The organism is Ectopseudomonas composti (genome assembly GCF_001567565.1).
In the GTDB taxonomy this organism is placed as follows: Bacteria; Pseudomonadota; Gammaproteobacteria; order Pseudomonadales; family Pseudomonadaceae; genus Aquipseudomonas; species Aquipseudomonas composti_A.
This window is the reverse complement of the sequence record NZ_LSSW01000029.1, coordinates 19,806-34,805: the sequence shown is the minus strand read 5'-3', so window position 1 is coordinate 34,805 and position 15,000 is coordinate 19,806. Positions and strand designations below refer to the sequence as shown.

Annotated in this window: 18 protein-coding genes; 6 read left to right on the top strand and 12 right to left on the bottom strand. The window is 64.6% G+C overall.

All coding sequences use genetic code 11. The features are described 5' to 3' along the window. Window positions 1-70: 70 nt before the first annotated feature. Window positions 71-415: a hypothetical protein gene (locus tag PCLY_RS16640; RefSeq protein WP_061240741.1), complete on the bottom strand. Its 345-nt coding sequence runs from the start codon at window positions 413-415 to the stop codon at window positions 71-73. A gap of 112 nt (window positions 416-527) precedes the next feature. On the opposite strand from PCLY_RS16640, the gene PCLY_RS16635 reads away from it, so the two are divergent. The 4 genes from PCLY_RS16635 (at window position 528) to PCLY_RS16620 (ending at window position 4,039) form a co-directional block, all read left to right on the top strand. After that, entirely contained in the window at window positions 528-1,124 is a 597-nt protein-coding gene (locus PCLY_RS16635) for a DUF2796 domain-containing protein (protein ID WP_061241588.1), read from the top strand. A gap of 222 nt (window positions 1,125-1,346) precedes the next feature. Continuing rightward, window positions 1,347-2,054, top strand: coding sequence for an ABC transporter ATP-binding protein (locus PCLY_RS16630; protein ID WP_061240740.1), 708 nt, complete (start codon window positions 1,347-1,349; stop codon window positions 2,052-2,054). Between the two features lies 1 nt (window position 2,055). Next, window positions 2,056-3,321: an ABC transporter permease gene (locus tag PCLY_RS16625; protein WP_061240739.1), complete on the top strand. Its 1,266-nt coding sequence runs from the start codon at window positions 2,056-2,058 to the stop codon at window positions 3,319-3,321. Window positions 3,322-3,517: 196 nt separating this feature from the next. Continuing rightward, window positions 3,518-4,039 (top strand): DUF3299 domain-containing protein, encoded by a 522-nt coding sequence (locus PCLY_RS16620; protein WP_061240738.1) that lies wholly within the window; start codon window positions 3,518-3,520, stop codon window positions 4,037-4,039. Window positions 4,040-4,173: 134 nt separating this feature from the next. Here the strand turns inward: PCLY_RS16620 and PCLY_RS16615 are convergent, their stop codons facing one another. Genes PCLY_RS16615 through PCLY_RS16590 form a run of 6 tightly spaced genes read right to left on the bottom strand, consistent with a single transcriptional unit; the run spans window position 4,174 to window position 9,039 of the window. Beyond that, entirely contained in the window at window positions 4,174-5,271 is a 1,098-nt protein-coding gene (locus tag PCLY_RS16615) for a tetratricopeptide repeat protein (protein WP_061240737.1), read from the bottom strand. Between the two features lie 2 nt (window positions 5,272-5,273). Next, window positions 5,274-5,957, bottom strand: a complete 684-nt coding sequence (locus PCLY_RS16610) for an energy transducer TonB (protein WP_061240736.1) — start codon at window positions 5,955-5,957, stop codon at window positions 5,274-5,276. Continuing rightward, on the bottom strand, window positions 5,957-6,367 hold the full coding sequence (locus PCLY_RS16605) for an ExbD/TolR family protein (RefSeq protein WP_061240735.1): 411 nt from the start codon (window positions 6,365-6,367) through the stop codon (window positions 5,957-5,959). Before PCLY_RS16605 ends, PCLY_RS16610 begins: the two co-directional genes overlap by 1 nt. 11 nt (window positions 6,368-6,378) lie before the next feature. Continuing rightward, window positions 6,379-6,927: a MotA/TolQ/ExbB proton channel family protein gene (locus tag PCLY_RS16600; protein WP_061240734.1), complete on the bottom strand. Its 549-nt coding sequence runs from the start codon at window positions 6,925-6,927 to the stop codon at window positions 6,379-6,381. Further along, entirely contained in the window at window positions 6,920-8,269 is a 1,350-nt protein-coding gene (locus tag PCLY_RS16595; protein ID WP_061240733.1) for a MotA/TolQ/ExbB proton channel family protein, read from the bottom strand. The genes PCLY_RS16600 and PCLY_RS16595 overlap by 8 nt, the downstream gene beginning before the upstream one ends. Next, complete coding sequence (locus tag PCLY_RS16590; protein WP_061240732.1) at window positions 8,266-9,039, bottom strand: DUF3450 domain-containing protein; 774 nt, start codon at window positions 9,037-9,039, stop codon at window positions 8,266-8,268. The genes PCLY_RS16595 and PCLY_RS16590 overlap by 4 nt, the downstream gene beginning before the upstream one ends. Window positions 9,040-9,231: 192 nt before the next feature. Here PCLY_RS16590 and PCLY_RS16585 point away from each other — a divergent pair, with 192 nt between their 5' ends. After that, window positions 9,232-9,924: an OmpW/AlkL family protein gene (locus PCLY_RS16585; RefSeq protein WP_061240731.1), complete on the top strand. Its 693-nt coding sequence runs from the start codon at window positions 9,232-9,234 to the stop codon at window positions 9,922-9,924. 55 nt (window positions 9,925-9,979) lie between these two features. On the opposite strand, the gene PCLY_RS16580 is transcribed toward PCLY_RS16585, so the two are convergent. From PCLY_RS16580 to PCLY_RS16570, 3 genes are all read right to left on the bottom strand, one after another. Continuing rightward, on the bottom strand, window positions 9,980-10,903 hold the full coding sequence (locus PCLY_RS16580; RefSeq protein ID WP_061240730.1) for an NAD-dependent epimerase/dehydratase family protein: 924 nt from the start codon (window positions 10,901-10,903) through the stop codon (window positions 9,980-9,982). After that, the gene (locus tag PCLY_RS16575; protein WP_061240729.1) at window positions 10,896-11,780 is read right to left on the bottom strand and encodes a sugar nucleotide-binding protein; all 885 of its coding nucleotides are present in this window, start codon (window positions 11,778-11,780) and stop codon (window positions 10,896-10,898) included. Before PCLY_RS16575 ends, PCLY_RS16580 begins: the two co-directional genes overlap by 8 nt. 85 nt (window positions 11,781-11,865) lie before the next feature. Further along, window positions 11,866-12,279 (bottom strand): winged helix-turn-helix transcriptional regulator, encoded by a 414-nt coding sequence (locus tag PCLY_RS16570; RefSeq protein ID WP_061240728.1) that lies wholly within the window; start codon window positions 12,277-12,279, stop codon window positions 11,866-11,868. A gap of 100 nt (window positions 12,280-12,379) precedes the next feature. On the opposite strand from PCLY_RS16570, the gene gstA reads away from it, so the two are divergent. After that, window positions 12,380-12,985, top strand: coding sequence for a glutathione transferase GstA (gene gstA / locus PCLY_RS16565; protein WP_061240727.1), 606 nt, complete (start codon window positions 12,380-12,382; stop codon window positions 12,983-12,985). A gap of 61 nt (window positions 12,986-13,046) precedes the next feature. Here the strand turns inward: gstA and PCLY_RS16560 are convergent, their stop codons facing one another. Together PCLY_RS16560 and PCLY_RS16555 are read right to left on the bottom strand one after the other, a co-directional pair. After that, complete coding sequence (locus PCLY_RS16560) at window positions 13,047-13,541, bottom strand: single-stranded DNA-binding protein (protein WP_061240726.1); 495 nt, start codon at window positions 13,539-13,541, stop codon at window positions 13,047-13,049. A 9-nt stretch (window positions 13,542-13,550) separates the two neighbouring features. Then, window positions 13,551-14,945, bottom strand: coding sequence for an MFS transporter (locus PCLY_RS16555; protein WP_061240725.1), 1,395 nt, complete (start codon window positions 14,943-14,945; stop codon window positions 13,551-13,553). Window positions 14,946-15,000: the final 55 nt, after the last annotated feature.

Here is a 15,000-nt window from a genome sequence, read left to right as displayed (position 1 = left end):
CATAGCGCTCGCCGTGAAGGTGCACCATGCGCACCGCCGATCACAGCGCTAGTGTGTGCAGCCTGGGCGACTACTCCTGCCAGTGATAGATCGGCGCATCCGCGCCGGTTTCCATGCGAATCTGCTCGCAATGACGCAGACGTACCAGCAAGCGCTTACCGGCAGCCTCTCCGCCAGCCAGAGCGGCCAGTTGCGTCATTAGCCGCGGCCCTTCGACCTGGCCGGCATCGCGCACCAATTGCAGCGCGGTCTGCCACAGCGCGTCGCCCGTATCGGCAGTGGCGCCGGGCGCTGCCGCCGCGCTGGGTGTCGGCGTAGCGACCACGTGCTGCGCCAGTTGCGCCCAGTCCTCAGCGTCCAGCTCCAGCGTCAGATCCACCGGCCAGTCGCCGATGCGCCCACGTATTCGCATCATGTTCAGCCTCCAGTCAGGAAACTGCATGCTCCCATGCTCCCTGTGTGCTGGCCAGCCCAGCATAAAAGTTGTTATAACGTAACAAGAAACTACACTCATGCCGGAGACCTCCATGCGCCATCTGCTGCTCGCCCTACCCTTCGCCCTGCTCCCCCTGGCTGCTGCCCAGGCCCATGACGACCATGACCATGAACACGGCAGTCTCGGTGCGCACGAGCACGGCGTGGCCAGCCTCAACGTGGCGCTCGACGGCCAGACCCTGGAACTGCAGATCGACAGCCCGGCGATGAACTTCGTTGGCTTCGAGCACGCGGCCAAGAGCGATGCCGACAAAGCCAAGGTGGCCGCCGCCAAAGCCGAGCTGGAAAAACCCATCGAGTTGTTCGGCCTGGCCGCTGGCGCCTGCCAGGTGACCAAGCAGGAGCTGGACAGCCCGCTGTTCGGCGACCACGATCACCACAAGGACGAAGCGCATGAGCATGAGCATGAGCACGCTGACGCCGACGAGCACGAGCACGAGCACGAGCACAGCGATATCGAAGCCAGCTATGAGCTCTCCTGCAAGCAGGCCGACGCCCTCAAGGAACTGGATCTGAGCGAGCTGTTCAAACGCTTCCCCGCCACGCACAAGGTCAATGTGCAACTGATCGGCCCGAGCGGCCAGCAGGGCGCGGAACTGACTGCAGCCCAGCCGCGTCTGTCGTTCTGATGCTGTAGGGTGGATCGGGGCGCGTAGCTGACGTGCCCCGCATCCACCCTACTCGCTTTGTGGGAGAACCAGGTGGCGACTCGCTTTGGCTACGAATGCAAGCTCGCCGCTAAAGCGCCTCCCACAAAACCTGCTCCGGCGGTATTGACGCCATCCGTGAGTTAGGCTCAGACAATCAGGCCTCCCTACGCGGCTTTTCTTGAACGACGACTCGAAGAAACCATGACCCAAGCTCTGATCGAACTCGCCGATCTCGGTTTCGCCTGGCCCGGCCAGGCGCAGCTGCTGGATATTCCCACCTTCACCCTGGCACGCGGTGAAACCCTGTTTCTCAAAGGCCCCAGCGGCAGCGGCAAGACCACTCTGCTCGGCCTGCTCGGCGGCGTGCAGCGGGCGCAAAGCGGCCATATCCGCCTGCTCGGCCAAGACCTGGGCCAGCTCTCCGCCGGTGCCCGCGACCGTTTCCGCGTCGATCACACCGGCTACATCTTCCAGCAGTTCAACCTGCTGCCGTTTCTTTCCGTGCGCGAGAACGTCGAACTGCCCTGCCGCTTCTCGCGCCTGCGTGCCGACCGCGCGCGCCAGCGCCATGGCAGCGTCGATAATGCCGCCGCAGCACTGCTCGATCACCTCGGCCTGCGCGCCGACCTGCTCGGCCGCCGTGCCGACGAGTTGTCCATCGGCCAGCAGCAACGCGTCGCCGCCGCGCGCGCACTGATCGGTCAGCCAGAGCTGGTGATCGCCGACGAACCCACATCGGCACTGGACTACGACGCCCGCGAAGCCTTCCTGCAATTGCTCTTCGCCGAATGCCGCGCCGCCGGTGCCAGCCTGCTGTTCGTTAGCCACGACCAGAGCCTGGCTCCGCTGTTCGACCGCAACCTGTCGCTGGCCGAACTCAACCGCGCCGCCAAACCCGTCGAGGTCTGAGATGCACCTTTTACGCATAGCCCTGGCCAGCCTGGCCAATCGTCGCTTCACTGCCCTGCTCACGGTGTTCGCCATCGCCCTCTCGGTCTGCCTGCTGCTGGCCGTGGAACGTGTGCGTACCGAGGCGCGCGCCAGCTTCGCCAATACCATCAGCGGCACTGACCTGATCGTCGGCGCCCGCTCCGGCAGCGTGAACCTGCTGCTGTACTCGGTTTTCCGCATCGGCAATGCCACCAACAACATCCGCTGGGACAGCTTCGAGCACTTCGCCAACCACCGTCAGGTGAAGTGGGCCATTCCCATTTCCCTCGGCGACTCGCACCGCGGCTACCGGGTGATGGGCACCAGCACCGCCTACTTCGAGCACTACCGCTACGCCCGTGGCCAGGCGCTCAAGCTGGCTCAGGGTCGTGAATTTTCCGACGATCCTTTCGACGTGGTGCTGGGGGCAGAAGTGGCGCAGGCGCTGGGCTACAGCCTCGGCGAGAAGATCGTTCTGGCGCACGGTGTCGCCACCATCAGCCTGGTCAAGCACGACGACAAGCCCTTCACCGTGGTCGGCATCCTCGAACGCACCGGCACACCGGTCGACCGTACGCTGCACATCTCCCTGGCCGGCATGGAGGCGCTGCACATCGACTGGCAGAACGGCATGCCAGCCCGTGGCGATGCACGCGTCAGCGCCGATCAGGCACGTGCCATGGATCTGCAGCCGAAGCAGATCACCGCCTTCATGCTCGGCCTCAACAGCAAGATCGCCACCTTCAGCCTGCAACGCGAGATCAACGAGTTCCGTGGCGAGCCGCTGCTGGCGATCCTGCCCGGCGTAGCGCTGCAGGAGCTATGGAGCCTGATGGGCACGGCCGAGCAAGCGCTGTTCGTGGTCTCGCTGTTCGTCGTGCTGACCGGGCTGATCGGCATGCTCACGGCGATCCTCACCAGCCTCAACGAGCGTCGCCGGGAGATGGCCATCCTGCGCTCGGTGGGCGCGCGCCCCTGGCATATCGCCAGCCTGCTGGTGCTCGAAGCCTTCACCCTGGCACTGGCCGGCGTCGCTTTCGGTGTCGCGCTGCTCTATCTGGGTATCGCTGGCAGCCAGGGCTTCGTACAGGCCAATTACGGCCTGTACCTGGCGCTCAGTGCGCCGTCGAGCTACGAATGGAAACTACTTGGCGGGATTCTCGCCGCCGCCGTGGCCATGGGCAGCGTGCCGGCCTGGCGCGCCTATCGGCAGTCACTGGCCGACGGCCTGTCGATTCGCCTGTAAGAACCTGCCCGAGGTCTGCGGTGTCGGCACTGCTGCGTTGAAAACAGGCTCGGGCGCCTCGCTTACAGCTCGTAAACTGCGCGCCCTCGCCTGTTTTTTTGCCTTGCATTGGTCTAGCTCGCTAGACCTTGAACAGGTCTCCAAGCCGCGATTCGCCTGTACACTGTGCGGGCGAATCACTTTACAGAGGTAGTCCATGCGCCGCCCCCTGCTCGCCACTCTGCTGCTGACCCTGGCCTTGCCCCTGGCTGCCGCTGAAGTGCGCGAACTCACCTGGTCCGATCTGATCCCTCCGAATGCACCGCCGCAGGTCGTCGATCCGGCGCCCATTCATGACCTCTCGCAACTGGCCGACGCATTGGCCGAGTCCGGCCCCGCGGCCATGCAGCAATCGCCTGCGGCCCCCGTGGTGAAGGAGCTCAATGGGCAGATGGTCAAGTTGCCGGGCTACATCGTTCCGCTCGATGTCACCGACGAAGGGCGGGTGGTGGAGTTCCTGCTGGTCCCCTACTTCGGCGCCTGCATCCACGTGCCACCACCGCCGTCGAACCAGATCGTTCATGTCACCAGTGAGCTCGGCGTGCTGCTCGATGCGCTGTACCAGCCGTTCTGGGTCGAAGGCCCGCTGAAAACCGAGCACGTCAGCAGTGAGCTGGCCGAGGTCGGCTACCAGATGGAGGCAAACAAGATCTACGCCTACGAACTGCCCGACAGCTGATCATCGTAGGCGCGGCTTCAGCCGCGAAAGGATTCGCGGATAAATCGCAACGCCGCCCGCCGCCCCTACCAATACCCCGCCAAAGAAAAAGCCAGACGTCGCGTCTGGCTTTTTCATATCCGGCAACGCTGTCGTCAGTTGCGACTGGCGACCCGCTTCTCACGCTCGAAGCGCAGCTCGCTTTCTGCCCACTGCCGCCACGAACGCACCTTGGACCGTTCGGCACCGTTGCGCTCGGCACGCGCCAGGGCGTCCAGACCGGCCTGCCAACGCGCTTGCTCCAACTCCAGCTGGGCGACGTACAACCAGTGCTTACCGTTGCCGCTGCGCTCGGCCAGGGGCCGCAGCACACGAACGGCAGCCGCGCGATCACGCGCCTGCCACCAGAACAGGCCAAGGCGCTCCTGACGCGCGGCGGTGTTGGCCAGCAGGCCGCTGTCGAGCATGCCGGCGAGCAGCTTGGCGCCCTGCCACGGCTGGTCGGCGGCGCCGGCCAGCAGTACCAGATTGTCCAGCTCCGACTCGCTGAAGCGCAGGCCCTTGCTGTGCGCGGCACGCAGAGTGGCCAGCGCCTTGTCATTGCTGCCGGCCATCTGCTGCAGGCTCGCCAGTTGGCGCCAGCTCTTGGCATCGTTTGGCTGGCGGACCAGCAACTGACGCTGCCACCGCTCGGCCTGGGCATAGCGCTTCAGGTCGGCATTGGCACCCACCAGAAACTGCAGCCAGATGTCAGCGGCATTGGGGTTGGCCTGCACATAACGCTCGGCCAACGGCAGCGCCTTGGCCGGCTGGTTCATGCCCTGATAGGCCTGCACCAGCATCTGCAAGACCTCCTCGGAGGCAGTGCCCTGACTCGGCGCCAGCAGCTCGACGACCTTGGCGTAGCGGCGCTCGCTGAGGTTGAGCTTGGCCAGGTTGAGGCGCTCGCCGACCAGCATTTCGTCGTCCAGCTTGCCGCTGCGCACGGCCTTGTCCAGCCAGTCGATGGCCTGGCCATTGTTGCCGGCCGACCAGGCCACATAGGCCTTGCTGCGCCAGACCAGCGCCTCTTCGAGGCTGCCACCGGCCGGTTTGACGGCATCCAGGGCCTGGCGCGCGGCGCTGTAGTCGCCCTTCTGCTGCGCGGCCTGCGCCGCATTCAGAGCCTTGAACACGGCCGGATCGACGGTCTGCTGGGCCATGCCAGGCATGGCCGCAGCACTGAGCATCACGAGCAACACCCAACGGTACATGGTCACCTCCTTTGAAGACGGAAGTAGAGGGTTTTCACCGCTTCGCGGTCTACCGCCAGGCCGCCTTCGGTGCGCGGCGCGAAGCGCCAGCGAGAGGCGGCACGACGCGCTTCGCGCTCGAAAACGTTACGCGGGTTGGCCTCCAGCACGCGGATGTTTTCCACGCTGCCGGAGCGGTTGATGGTGAAAGCCAGTTTGACGAAACCTTCGATGCCCTTTTGCAGCGCATAGCCCGGATAGTCAGGACGCACGTCGTTGAGTGGCATGACCTCGCTTTCCATCCCGCCCATCTGCCCGCCGGACTCGGCAGCTTCGCTCGGCGGCGTCGGTGCCGGCGCCCCGGGCGCCAGCCCGGACAGGCTCGGCGCCGGCGCGCTGTTGACGGCGATGCCGCTGGCCAGACTGGGCAGTTGGATATCCAGCGCCGGCAGGTTAGCGCTCGGCGTGGCGGTTTGCGGGGTCGGCGGCGTGGGTGGCTGCGGCGTTTGCGGCTGAGGTGGCTGCGGCGCCTGCTGACGGGTGCGGCTGGCCGTCTCGCTGGTATTGCCGTCCATGCGCACGAAGTTGGCCACGCTGACCGGGTCCTGACTGACCTTGGCGCTCGGCGGCGCGACCATGTACAGCATCAGGGCGAACAACCCCAAGGCCATCAGGCAGGCGCAGAGAAAAGACAGCGGCAGGCGCATCAGTTGACTCCGCTACCGGCGGCCAGGGCGACATCCTGCACACCGGCCAGACGCGCCTGATCCATCACCTGGACGACCAGGCCGGTGCGCGCATCCTTGTCAGCCTGCACCACCACCGCGCCCTCGGGCTGATCGACGCGCATGCGCTCGACGTGAGCCCGTACGCTGCGGATGTCTACAGGCTGCTTGTCCATCCAGATCTGCCCGTCAGCGGTGACGGCGATGAGGATGTTGCCCTTGTCCTGCGGGTTGGCGGTTTCCGCCTGCGGGCGCTGCACCTCGACCCCGGACTCACGGATGAAGGAGCTGGTGACGATGAAGAAGATCAGCATGATGAAGACCACGTCGAGCATCGGCGTAAGGTCGATGCCGGTGTCTTCGTCCTGCTGGTGGTGACGACGCATTCTCATGTTGGGCGATCTCAGTCGTGACGCAGCTGGTCGGCCAGCCGCTCGATGGCCTGGCTGGCTTCGCGCTCGAGGCGCGCCAGGCTGAACAATCCAGGAATGGCCAGGACCATGCCGGCCATGGTCGGCAGGGTTGCCTGCCAGACGCCTGCGGCCATGCCGCGTGGGTTACCGGTGCCGTTGAGAGCGAGGACGTCGAACACGGCGATCATGCCAAGCACGGTGCCGAGCAGGCCCAACAGCGGATACAGCGCGACCAGGGTCTTGCCCAGGCGTAGCGGCGCCGCCAGCTGCTGACGCGCCTGCGCCAGCCAGGCCAGGCGCACGGCGCGTTGCCAGTTGCCGTTGTCATCGGCGAGCACCTGCTGCCAGGCCTCGCGGCGCTCCAGCACCCAGCGCGGGAAAATCCTGCGCATGTACCAGAAGCGCTCGAACACCAGGGTCCAGAACACCACGCAGAGCACCGCCAGCGCCCACATCACCACGCCGCCGGCGCTCATGAAGTCGAGCAGTGCATAGGCACTGTCGACCGCACGCAGCCAGAAGGCGAACAGATCAGTCACGGCGCGGCGCTCCCGACAGGTGCAGGGCGATCAAACCGGCGCTCTGCTGCTCCAGTACCTGGATCAGCCCCTTGCTGCGGCTGGCCAGCAGGCTGTGCAGGAACAGCAGCGGGATGGCCACGACCAGGCCCAGTACGGTGGTTACCAGCGCCTGGGAGATACCGTCGGCCATCAGGCGCGAGTCGCCGCCACCGCTCTGGGTGATGGCCTGGAAGGTCACGATCATGCCGGTCACGGTGCCCAGCAGGCCGAGCAGCGGCGCAACGGCGGCCAGCAGCTTGAGCAGCCCCTGGCCTTTCTCCAGCGGCGGCGTCTCCTGCAGGATCGCTTCGTCGAGCTTGAGCTCCAGGGTTTCCAGGTCAGCCAGTTGCGGCTTGGCGCCCAGTACCCCGATCACACGGCCCAGCGGGTTGTCGTTACGCGGCGCGCTGAGGTCATGCATCTGCGCCTTGACGCCACTGCCAACGCGAGCGAGGTAGACCATGCGCCATACAGCGAGCAGCAGGCCGAAGGCGCCGAGCACGACGATCACCCAGCCAACCAGACCACCCTGCTGCAGGCGATCCCACAGGGTCGGCTGCTGCTGCAGTTGCGCCAGCAGGCTGCCACGGCTCGGGTCGATCGGCAGTGTGGCCAGTGCGTCGGTGCTGTCCAGGTAGTCCTTGACCTGACCCAGGCCGGACGGCTGACGCGGCGGCGCTACCAGTTGCCCGGCATCGGCGTCGTAACGCAGGAAGGCGTCCTCGCCATACACGGCGAACGCGCCGACACGCAGCACCTGCTGCTGCTGACGCGAACCATCGGCATTCACCACCGGCAGTTGCAGGCGTTCGATACGGCCGCTGGCGGCCAGGTCTTCGAGCAGCAGCATCCAGTAGCCGTCGAGGTCCTCGGCCGACGGCAGCGAACGGCTTTCAGCCAGCGCCTTGAGGCGCTTCAGGCGCTCCGGATATTGGGCGTTGAGCAGGCTGTCCTGCCATTGCCCGGCGACGTCACCGGCGCTTTGGCGCACCACACCGAACAACTCACCGAGGTGGCCGACGCGCTGCGCCAGCAGTTTTTCCTGCTCGGCCAGCTCGGCTTCCTGGCGGTCGAATTCGGCTTTCAGACGCTCGCTTTCGGCTTTCTGGGTATTCAGTGCGGAGCGCGCGCTAGCGAGCAGTTGCGCCTGCTCGCCGCGCTTGGCGAGAAACGCCTGCTCGCGCTCCTGCATGGCGCTGACTTCGGCGGCACGCTCACTGCGAATGCGCTGCAGCAGTTGATCGGGGTTGAGGGTTTCGGCCACGGCGGCCAGTGCCGGCAACAGGCTGAGCGCCAGTACGGCTACAACACGACGACTCATTGTGCGGCCTCCTCGGCCAGGGTCTTGATCGGCAGGGACAGCGCGGCAGGCGCCTGCTGCTGGCGGGCAATGGCGATGGCCTGGGTCAGCGGACGACGCGCGCTGCCATCGAGCACTTCCCAGGCCTTGGTCTGCGGGTTCCACCAGCCGCTCTCATGGGCGTCGAGGGTCTGGTAATAAAGCATGCTGCGGCCCAGACGCAGGAACTCGACGCTGCGCGAACCGCCGTCGGCCTGATTCAGCTCACCACGCCAGGCTTCGAGCGTGCGGCCGTAATCGCTCTCGATCTGATAGGCCTCGAGGATACGACGGTACTTGTCGGCCAGGCTGACATCGGCGCGCGGCAGCAGATCCTGCAGCTGCGCCAGACGGTCTTCACGCTCTTCGGGCAGGAAAGGCAGATCGGCGGCGATGAACTCACCCAGCACCTCGACCATCTTGACCATCTGCGGGCTCACCGCTTCCTGGGTACGCTCGATGCCATCGAGCTGCTTCTGGTAGCTGGCCAGCTCTTGACGCTGGGCTTCGACCAGATCACGAAGTTGACTGTTATAACCTTTCAAAGCCTCAGCCTGCTGCAGGGCATTTCGGTACTCATTGAGCATCTCTCGGCTGGCATCATCCAGCTGCTCGACACGGCCCTGAGAGGCTTTGGCCTCGGCGGCCAGACGCTGGCTTTCATCCAGCGCGGCATCCAGAGGCGCGGCAGCCAGCGAGCCGCTGGCCAACATCAGGGCCACGGCCAGGGAACGGAGGGGGAAGCGATTCATGCGCAGAGGGTCCTCGACAGACAGGCTTGCTTCAAAAAGAGAAACATTATCATCTAGAGATGCATTTGAAGCAATGGACAAAACACCGCAGCAGAGCCAGCCGATCTATTGAGCCAGGTCAAAAAGTGAATTGTTGCTTGGCTTAGCATTGATTCCAGCCAAAGACACAACCGACTCGAACTGGAGCTCGATATGTACAAGTCACTGTTCACTGCCTCTCTGCTGGCCCTGGCCATCGCCTCCCCTGTCGCTCATGCTCACCAGGCTGGCGACATTCTCATCCGTGCCGGTGCCATCACCGTCAACCCAGACGCCGACTCTTCCAGCGTCAAGGTTGATCGCGGCGGCCTCGCTGGTACCGATCTCGGCGGCAAGGCAACCATGAGCAGTGACACTCAGCTGGGTCTGAACTTCGCCTACATGCTCACCGACAACCTGGGTATCGAGCTGCTGGCGGCAACCCCGTTCGAACACGACGTGAAGATCAAGGGCACCGTCCTCGATGCGGCCAACGGCAAGCTGGGCACCCTCAAGCACCTGCCGCCGACCCTCAGCCTGGTCTACTACCCGCTGGACGCGAAGTCGGCCTTCCAGCCCTACGTCGGCGCCGGCATCAACTACACTTGGATCTTTGACGAGCACGTCGGCAGCGCTGCCAGCGCCAACGGCTTCGACAACTTCCGCGCCAAGAACTCCTGGGGTCTGGCCTGGCAGGTGGGTGCCGATTACATGCTGACCGACAGCCTGATGCTCAACGCCCAGGTGCGCTATATCGACATCGATACCACTGCCTATGTCGACAACAACGCCCTCGGCGTGCGCGCCAAGGTCGACGTTGACGTTGACCCCTTCGTCTACATGGTCGGCCTGGGCTACAAGTTCTGACAGCCCTCGCAGACATGAAAAAGCCGGCGTACGCCGGCTTTTTCATGGGCTCGATTCACAAGCCGAGCAACTGCCGCAAACCCTCGCGCAACGGGGTCTGCTGCGGCAGGCGGTAATGCGCCTGCAAGCGCGTATTGTCGGCACGCGAGTGACGGATATCACCCGCGCGCGCCGGCAGGTGCGTCACCTGCGGCAGGCCACCACACAGCGCGCCGATCTCGGTCAGCAGCTGATTGAGGCTGACGGCCTGACTCCAGCCCACGTTGACCGGGTCACTCACCACCTGCTCATTGAGCAACGCCTGCATCAACAGCACGACCAGATCGCCAACGTAGAAGAAATCGCGGGTCTGTTCGCCATCACCGAAGACGCTGATCGGCAGCCCTTGCTGCGCGCGCTGAGTGAAGATGCTGATCACGCCGGAGTACGGCGATGACGGATCCTGGCGCGGACCGAAGATATTGAAGAAGCGAAACACCGCCGGCTCCAGGGCATGCTGGCGGCGATAGAAATCCAGATAGTGCTCGCCCGCCAACTTGTCGGATGCATAAGGCGTCAACGGCGCCTTGGCGGTCGCTTCATCGATTGCCACGCCCTCGCCGTTGTTGCCATAGATAGCCGCACTGGAGGCGTAAACCACGCGCCGCACGCCATGCTGACGCATGGCCTCGCAGAGGTTCAGGGTGCCAATGAAGTTGCTCTGGTGAGTGGACACCGGATCATCCACCGAAGCCTGCACCGAGGCCACGGCAGCCAGATGCGCCACCCCCGCACAACCCGCGACCGCCTGCGCGACCACCTCGGCATCGGCGACGTCGCCCTCGATGAAACGCAAGCGCGGATTGTCCAGAGGCAGGTTGCTGCGCTTGCCCATGGACAGGTTGTCCAGCACACGCACCGAGTGACCTGCGGCCAGCAAGGCGTCGACCAGGTTTGAACCGATGAAACCCGCACCACCTGTTACGAGAAATTCAGCCATGACGGTAATAACGATCCAGTAGGCTCGGCAGACCGGAGCGCCAGGCGCGCGGCTTGATACCGAAGGTGTGAAGAATCTTCTTGCAGGCCAACACCGCATGTTGCGGCTCATCCGCAGCGTCCGGGCGAGCGGCGTGCGCCTGCGGCGCGACATCCTCGACCAGATTGCTGCGATAGTGACGCGCCTCGGTCAGCACCGCCTGCCCCAGGCTCAACGAGGTGCTGGCCTCGTGGCCGCCGTAATGATAGGTGCCCCACAAGGGCGACTCGCAGTCGAGCTGCTTGAGCACCGCTAGAATCACCCGCGCGGCATCGTCCACCGGCGTGGGATTGCCACGCCGGTCATCGGCGAGATAAAGCATCTCATCGCGCTCGGCGCGCTGCAAAAAGCGCCCCAACAGACCATCACGACTGTCATCGAGCAGCAGACCGAAGCGCAGCAGCACATGCCGTGGACAGATCGCCCGCACGCTCTGCTCCAGACGCCACAGCGCCTGGCCACGCAGTCCCAGGGGCAGCGGCTCCTCCTTTTCGCTGTAGGCAGTGACCCGCGCGCCATCGAAAACCCGGTAGCTCGATGGCTGCAGCAACACGATGGAGTGGTGCTGGCACAGTTCGGCCAGCCGCTCCACCGCACGCTCCTGGGTCTGCAGGCGCGACTCGGCCACCGACTCGGCCTGGAACCAGTCGAAGTAATAGGCCAGATTGACCAGTGCATCCGGGCGGGTATCGTCGAGCAGCTCGGTGAGGTTGGCGGCGTCCCAGCCCTCTTGCGGCGGGCGCGGCGCCAGGAAGCCGATATCTTCCTCGGCACCGAGGCGGATCAGCGCTTGCCCCAGGGCACTACCGCCGCCCAGCAGCATCAGGCGCATACGCATGGTGGTTCGGGTGACTCCAGAATTGTTCTGCCTGCCGGTATGGCGGCCACGATGGCCGATATTCTGCTGGTTTTACCCTGAGCCGTCACCCTGCAATCACGCCCGAAGGCTCGGCAGGAGCCGGAGCATTGGCCTGATCGAAAACCTGCTGCGCCCGGGCGATCTCGGCGACATGGCTTTCCACCCAATGATCGAGCGCCCGAATCGGCTCGCTCAACGAATGCCCCAGAGAGGTCAGCGCATATTCCACACGTGGCGGCACCTCGGCATGAGCCTGGCGTGACACCAGGCCGAAGCGCTCGAGGCGGCGCAGCGTCTGAATCAGCATTTTCTCCGATATACCCTCGACGCGACGGCGCAGCTCGGCAGTACGCAGCACACCGCCGTGAGCCAGGGCATGAATCAGCAGCAGCGACCACTTGTCGGCAATCACCGTCAGCACATGCCGCGCCGGGCAGACGCCACTGAATACATTGCCGGGGCGAAAATCATCGGCCATCGAAGCGCCTCCAAAACTTACCCAAAGGTAGGTACTTGCCGAAAAGAAAGCCAAGAGTAAGCTCCTTCGCGTACACCTGCCACCCCACAAGGAATCTCACATGAAGCTCTACTACAAAGCCGGCGCCTGCTCCCTTTCGCCACACATCGCCCTGCGCGAAGCCGGCATCACCTTCGAGATGGAAGCAGTCGACCTTCAAACCAAGCGCACCGAGTCGGGCGCCGACTTCACCCAGATCAACGCCAAGGGCTATGTCCCCGCCCTGGCGCTGGACAACGGCAAGGTGCTGACCGAAGGCGCGGCCATCGTGCAGTACATCGCCGACCTCAGGCCTGAAAGCGGCCTGGCGCCAGCCAATGGCAGCGAAGCGCGCTACCAGCTGCAGAGCTGGCTGAGCTTCATCTCCACAGAACTGCACAAACCGATGGGCAGCCTGTTCAACCCGGCCCAGAGCGAAGACTGGAAAGCCGCGGCCAAGGCGCTGTTGAGCAAGCGCCTGAACTGGCTCGTGACGGAGATGGGGGAGCGCGAATACCTGCTGGGTGAGCATTTCACCGTAGCCGATGGTTATCTGTTCACCGTGCTGGGCTGGGCCGGCATGGTTGGCGTCTCCCTTGAGCCGTGGCCGAGCCTGCAGGCCTACCGCGCGCGCATCGCGGCACGCCCGAAAGTGATCGAGGCGCTCAAGGCCGAAGGCCTGATCTGAAGCCATAAAGAAAAACCCCGAGGCCAGCTCGGGGTTTTCGTATCAGCTCGGTATCACGCGCTTAGAACGGGATATCGTCATCGAAGCTGTCGTAGTCAGGCGCTGGCTGGGCCTGCTGCGGAGCCGGACGTTCCTGACGCGGCGCCTGCTGCTGCGGTTCACGCTGCGGTGCCGGGCGCGATTGACGCGGAGCACCGCTGTCGTCACCGCTCGGACGGCCGCCCAGCAGCTGCATGGTGCCCTGCATGTCGACGATGATCTCGGTGGTGTAACGCTTGATGCCGTCTTTTTCCCACTCGCGGGTCTGCAGTTTGCCTTCGATGTACACCTGCGAACCCTTGCGCAGGTACTCGCCGGCGATCTCGGCGACCTTGCCGAACAGGGCGACACGGTGCCATTCGGTCTTCTCGACCTTCTGCCCGGTCTGCTTGTCGGTCCACTGCTCGCTGGTGGCCAGGCTCAGGTTGGTGACTGCGTTGCCGCTAGGCAGGTAGCGAGTTTCCGGGTCCTGGCCGCAGGTACCGACCAGAATGACTTTGTTAACCCCACGGGCCATAACGTTCTCCTAGACTCGGCACGCCACTGGTGCCGATGTGATCAGGCTTTCCAGCGTCGTGCGATCCACTTGTTGGGTATCGACTTTGATATAGATGGCCGCTTCATCGACCACCACCACGGCGTCCGCCACTCCCGGCGTCGCCTTGAGGCGTTCGACCAGTCCGACATCGGCCAGTGCCGCGGCATCGAGCGGCAGGCGCAAACTGGTCACGTACGGCGGTTCGCGCATAGTAACAGCAATGGCCAGCCAAATTGCACAGAGCACGGCGCAGCCGATGAACACCCCGCCCAGACCGACGTGCTGGTAAAGCCAGCCGCCGAGAATGCCGCCCAGCGCTGCGCCGAGGAACTGGCTGGTGGAATAGACCCCCATCGCCGTGCCCTTGCCACCCGCTGGCGCTACCTTGCTGACCAGCGACGGCAGCGAAGCCTCGAGCAGGTTGAACGCGGTGAAGAACACCACGATGCCCAGCACCAGCGCCCGCAGGCTATGGCCGAACAGGGCAAAGTAAAGCTCACAGGCCAGCAATACGCTGACGGCGCCGAGCAGCACACGCTTCATCTGGCGCTTCTTCTCGCCATAGATGATGAACGGCACCATGCCGAAGAAACCGACCAGCAGCGCGGTCAGGTAGACCCACCAGTGCTCCTCCTTGACCAGCCCGCCCTCTTCCACCAGCGCCAGCGGCAAGGCCACGAAACTGGCCATGAGCACCGCATGCAGGGCCAGGATGGCGAAGTCCAGACGCAACAGGTCACCATGCTTCAGGGTCGGCCATAGCGCCTGCGCCGCCACGCCGGACTCCCGATGCTGCAGCGGCCCGGCATCCTTGGGCACCACGCCGACCACGATCAGCATGCCCAGCAGCGCCATCCCCGCAGTCGCCCAGAACAGACCGGACAGGCCGAATGCGCGAGTCAGCAGCGGGCCGACCACCATGGCCACGGCGAACGACAGACCGATGCTCATGCCGATCATGGCCATCGCCTTGGTGCGGTGCTGTTCGCGGGTCAGGTCCGACAACAGCGCCATCACCGCTGCCGAAATGGCTCCAGCGCCCTGCAGCACGCGCCCGGCGATCACGCCCCAGATGGAGTCGGCATTGGCCGCCAGCACGCTGCCGGCGACGAAGATCAGCAGGCCGACATAGATCACCGGGCGTCGACCGATGCGGTCGCTGATGATGCCGAAGGGAATCTGCAACATGGCCTGGGTCAAGCCGTAGGCGCCGATGGCCAGGCCGATCAGTGCCGGCGTGCTGCCGGCCAGATCCATGCCGTAGGTGGCCAGCACCGGTAGCACCATGAACATGCCTAGCATACGAAACGCGAAGACCATGGCCAGGCCGCCGGCCGCGCGGGTCTCGCTACTGCTCATGCGCTCGCTGTGCGGATCGTGCATCGAATAAACCCTGAGGAAATCAGCCGGCGATTCTAGCAGCAGCGCTCGCTTCGGC

Bases quoted from the DNA above. Each gene is read 5' to 3' on its own strand.
- PCLY_RS16640 (WP_061240741.1), bottom strand. From the start codon at position 415: ATGATGCGAATACGTGGGCGCATCGGCGACTGGCCGGTGGATCTGACG.
- PCLY_RS16635 (WP_061241588.1), top strand. From the start codon at position 528: ATGCGCCATCTGCTGCTCGCCCTACCCTTCGCCCTGCTCCCCCTGGCT.
- PCLY_RS16630 (WP_061240740.1), top strand. From the start codon at position 1,347: ATGACCCAAGCTCTGATCGAACTCGCCGATCTCGGTTTCGCCTGGCCC.
- PCLY_RS16625 (WP_061240739.1), top strand. From the start codon at position 2,056: ATGCACCTTTTACGCATAGCCCTGGCCAGCCTGGCCAATCGTCGCTTC.
- PCLY_RS16620 (WP_061240738.1), top strand. From the start codon at position 3,518: ATGCGCCGCCCCCTGCTCGCCACTCTGCTGCTGACCCTGGCCTTGCCC.
- PCLY_RS16615 (WP_061240737.1), bottom strand. From the start codon at position 5,271: ATGTACCGTTGGGTGTTGCTCGTGATGCTCAGTGCTGCGGCCATGCCT.
- PCLY_RS16610 (WP_061240736.1), bottom strand. From the start codon at position 5,957: ATGCGCCTGCCGCTGTCTTTTCTCTGCGCCTGCCTGATGGCCTTGGGG.
- PCLY_RS16605 (WP_061240735.1), bottom strand. From the start codon at position 6,367: ATGAGAATGCGTCGTCACCACCAGCAGGACGAAGACACCGGCATCGAC.
- PCLY_RS16595 (WP_061240733.1), bottom strand. From the start codon at position 8,269: ATGAGTCGTCGTGTTGTAGCCGTACTGGCGCTCAGCCTGTTGCCGGCA.
- PCLY_RS16590 (WP_061240732.1), bottom strand. From the start codon at position 9,039: ATGAATCGCTTCCCCCTCCGTTCCCTGGCCGTGGCCCTGATGTTGGCC.
- PCLY_RS16585 (WP_061240731.1), top strand. From the start codon at position 9,232: ATGTACAAGTCACTGTTCACTGCCTCTCTGCTGGCCCTGGCCATCGCC.
- PCLY_RS16580 (WP_061240730.1), bottom strand. From the start codon at position 10,903: ATGGCTGAATTTCTCGTAACAGGTGGTGCGGGTTTCATCGGTTCAAAC.
- PCLY_RS16575 (WP_061240729.1), bottom strand. From the start codon at position 11,780: ATGCGTATGCGCCTGATGCTGCTGGGCGGCGGTAGTGCCCTGGGGCAA.
- PCLY_RS16570 (WP_061240728.1), bottom strand. From the start codon at position 12,279: ATGGCCGATGATTTTCGCCCCGGCAATGTATTCAGTGGCGTCTGCCCG.
- gstA (WP_061240727.1), top strand. From the start codon at position 12,380: ATGAAGCTCTACTACAAAGCCGGCGCCTGCTCCCTTTCGCCACACATC.
- PCLY_RS16560 (WP_061240726.1), bottom strand. From the start codon at position 13,541: ATGGCCCGTGGGGTTAACAAAGTCATTCTGGTCGGTACCTGCGGCCAG.
- PCLY_RS16555 (WP_061240725.1), bottom strand. From the start codon at position 14,945: ATGCACGATCCGCACAGCGAGCGCATGAGCAGTAGCGAGACCCGCGCG.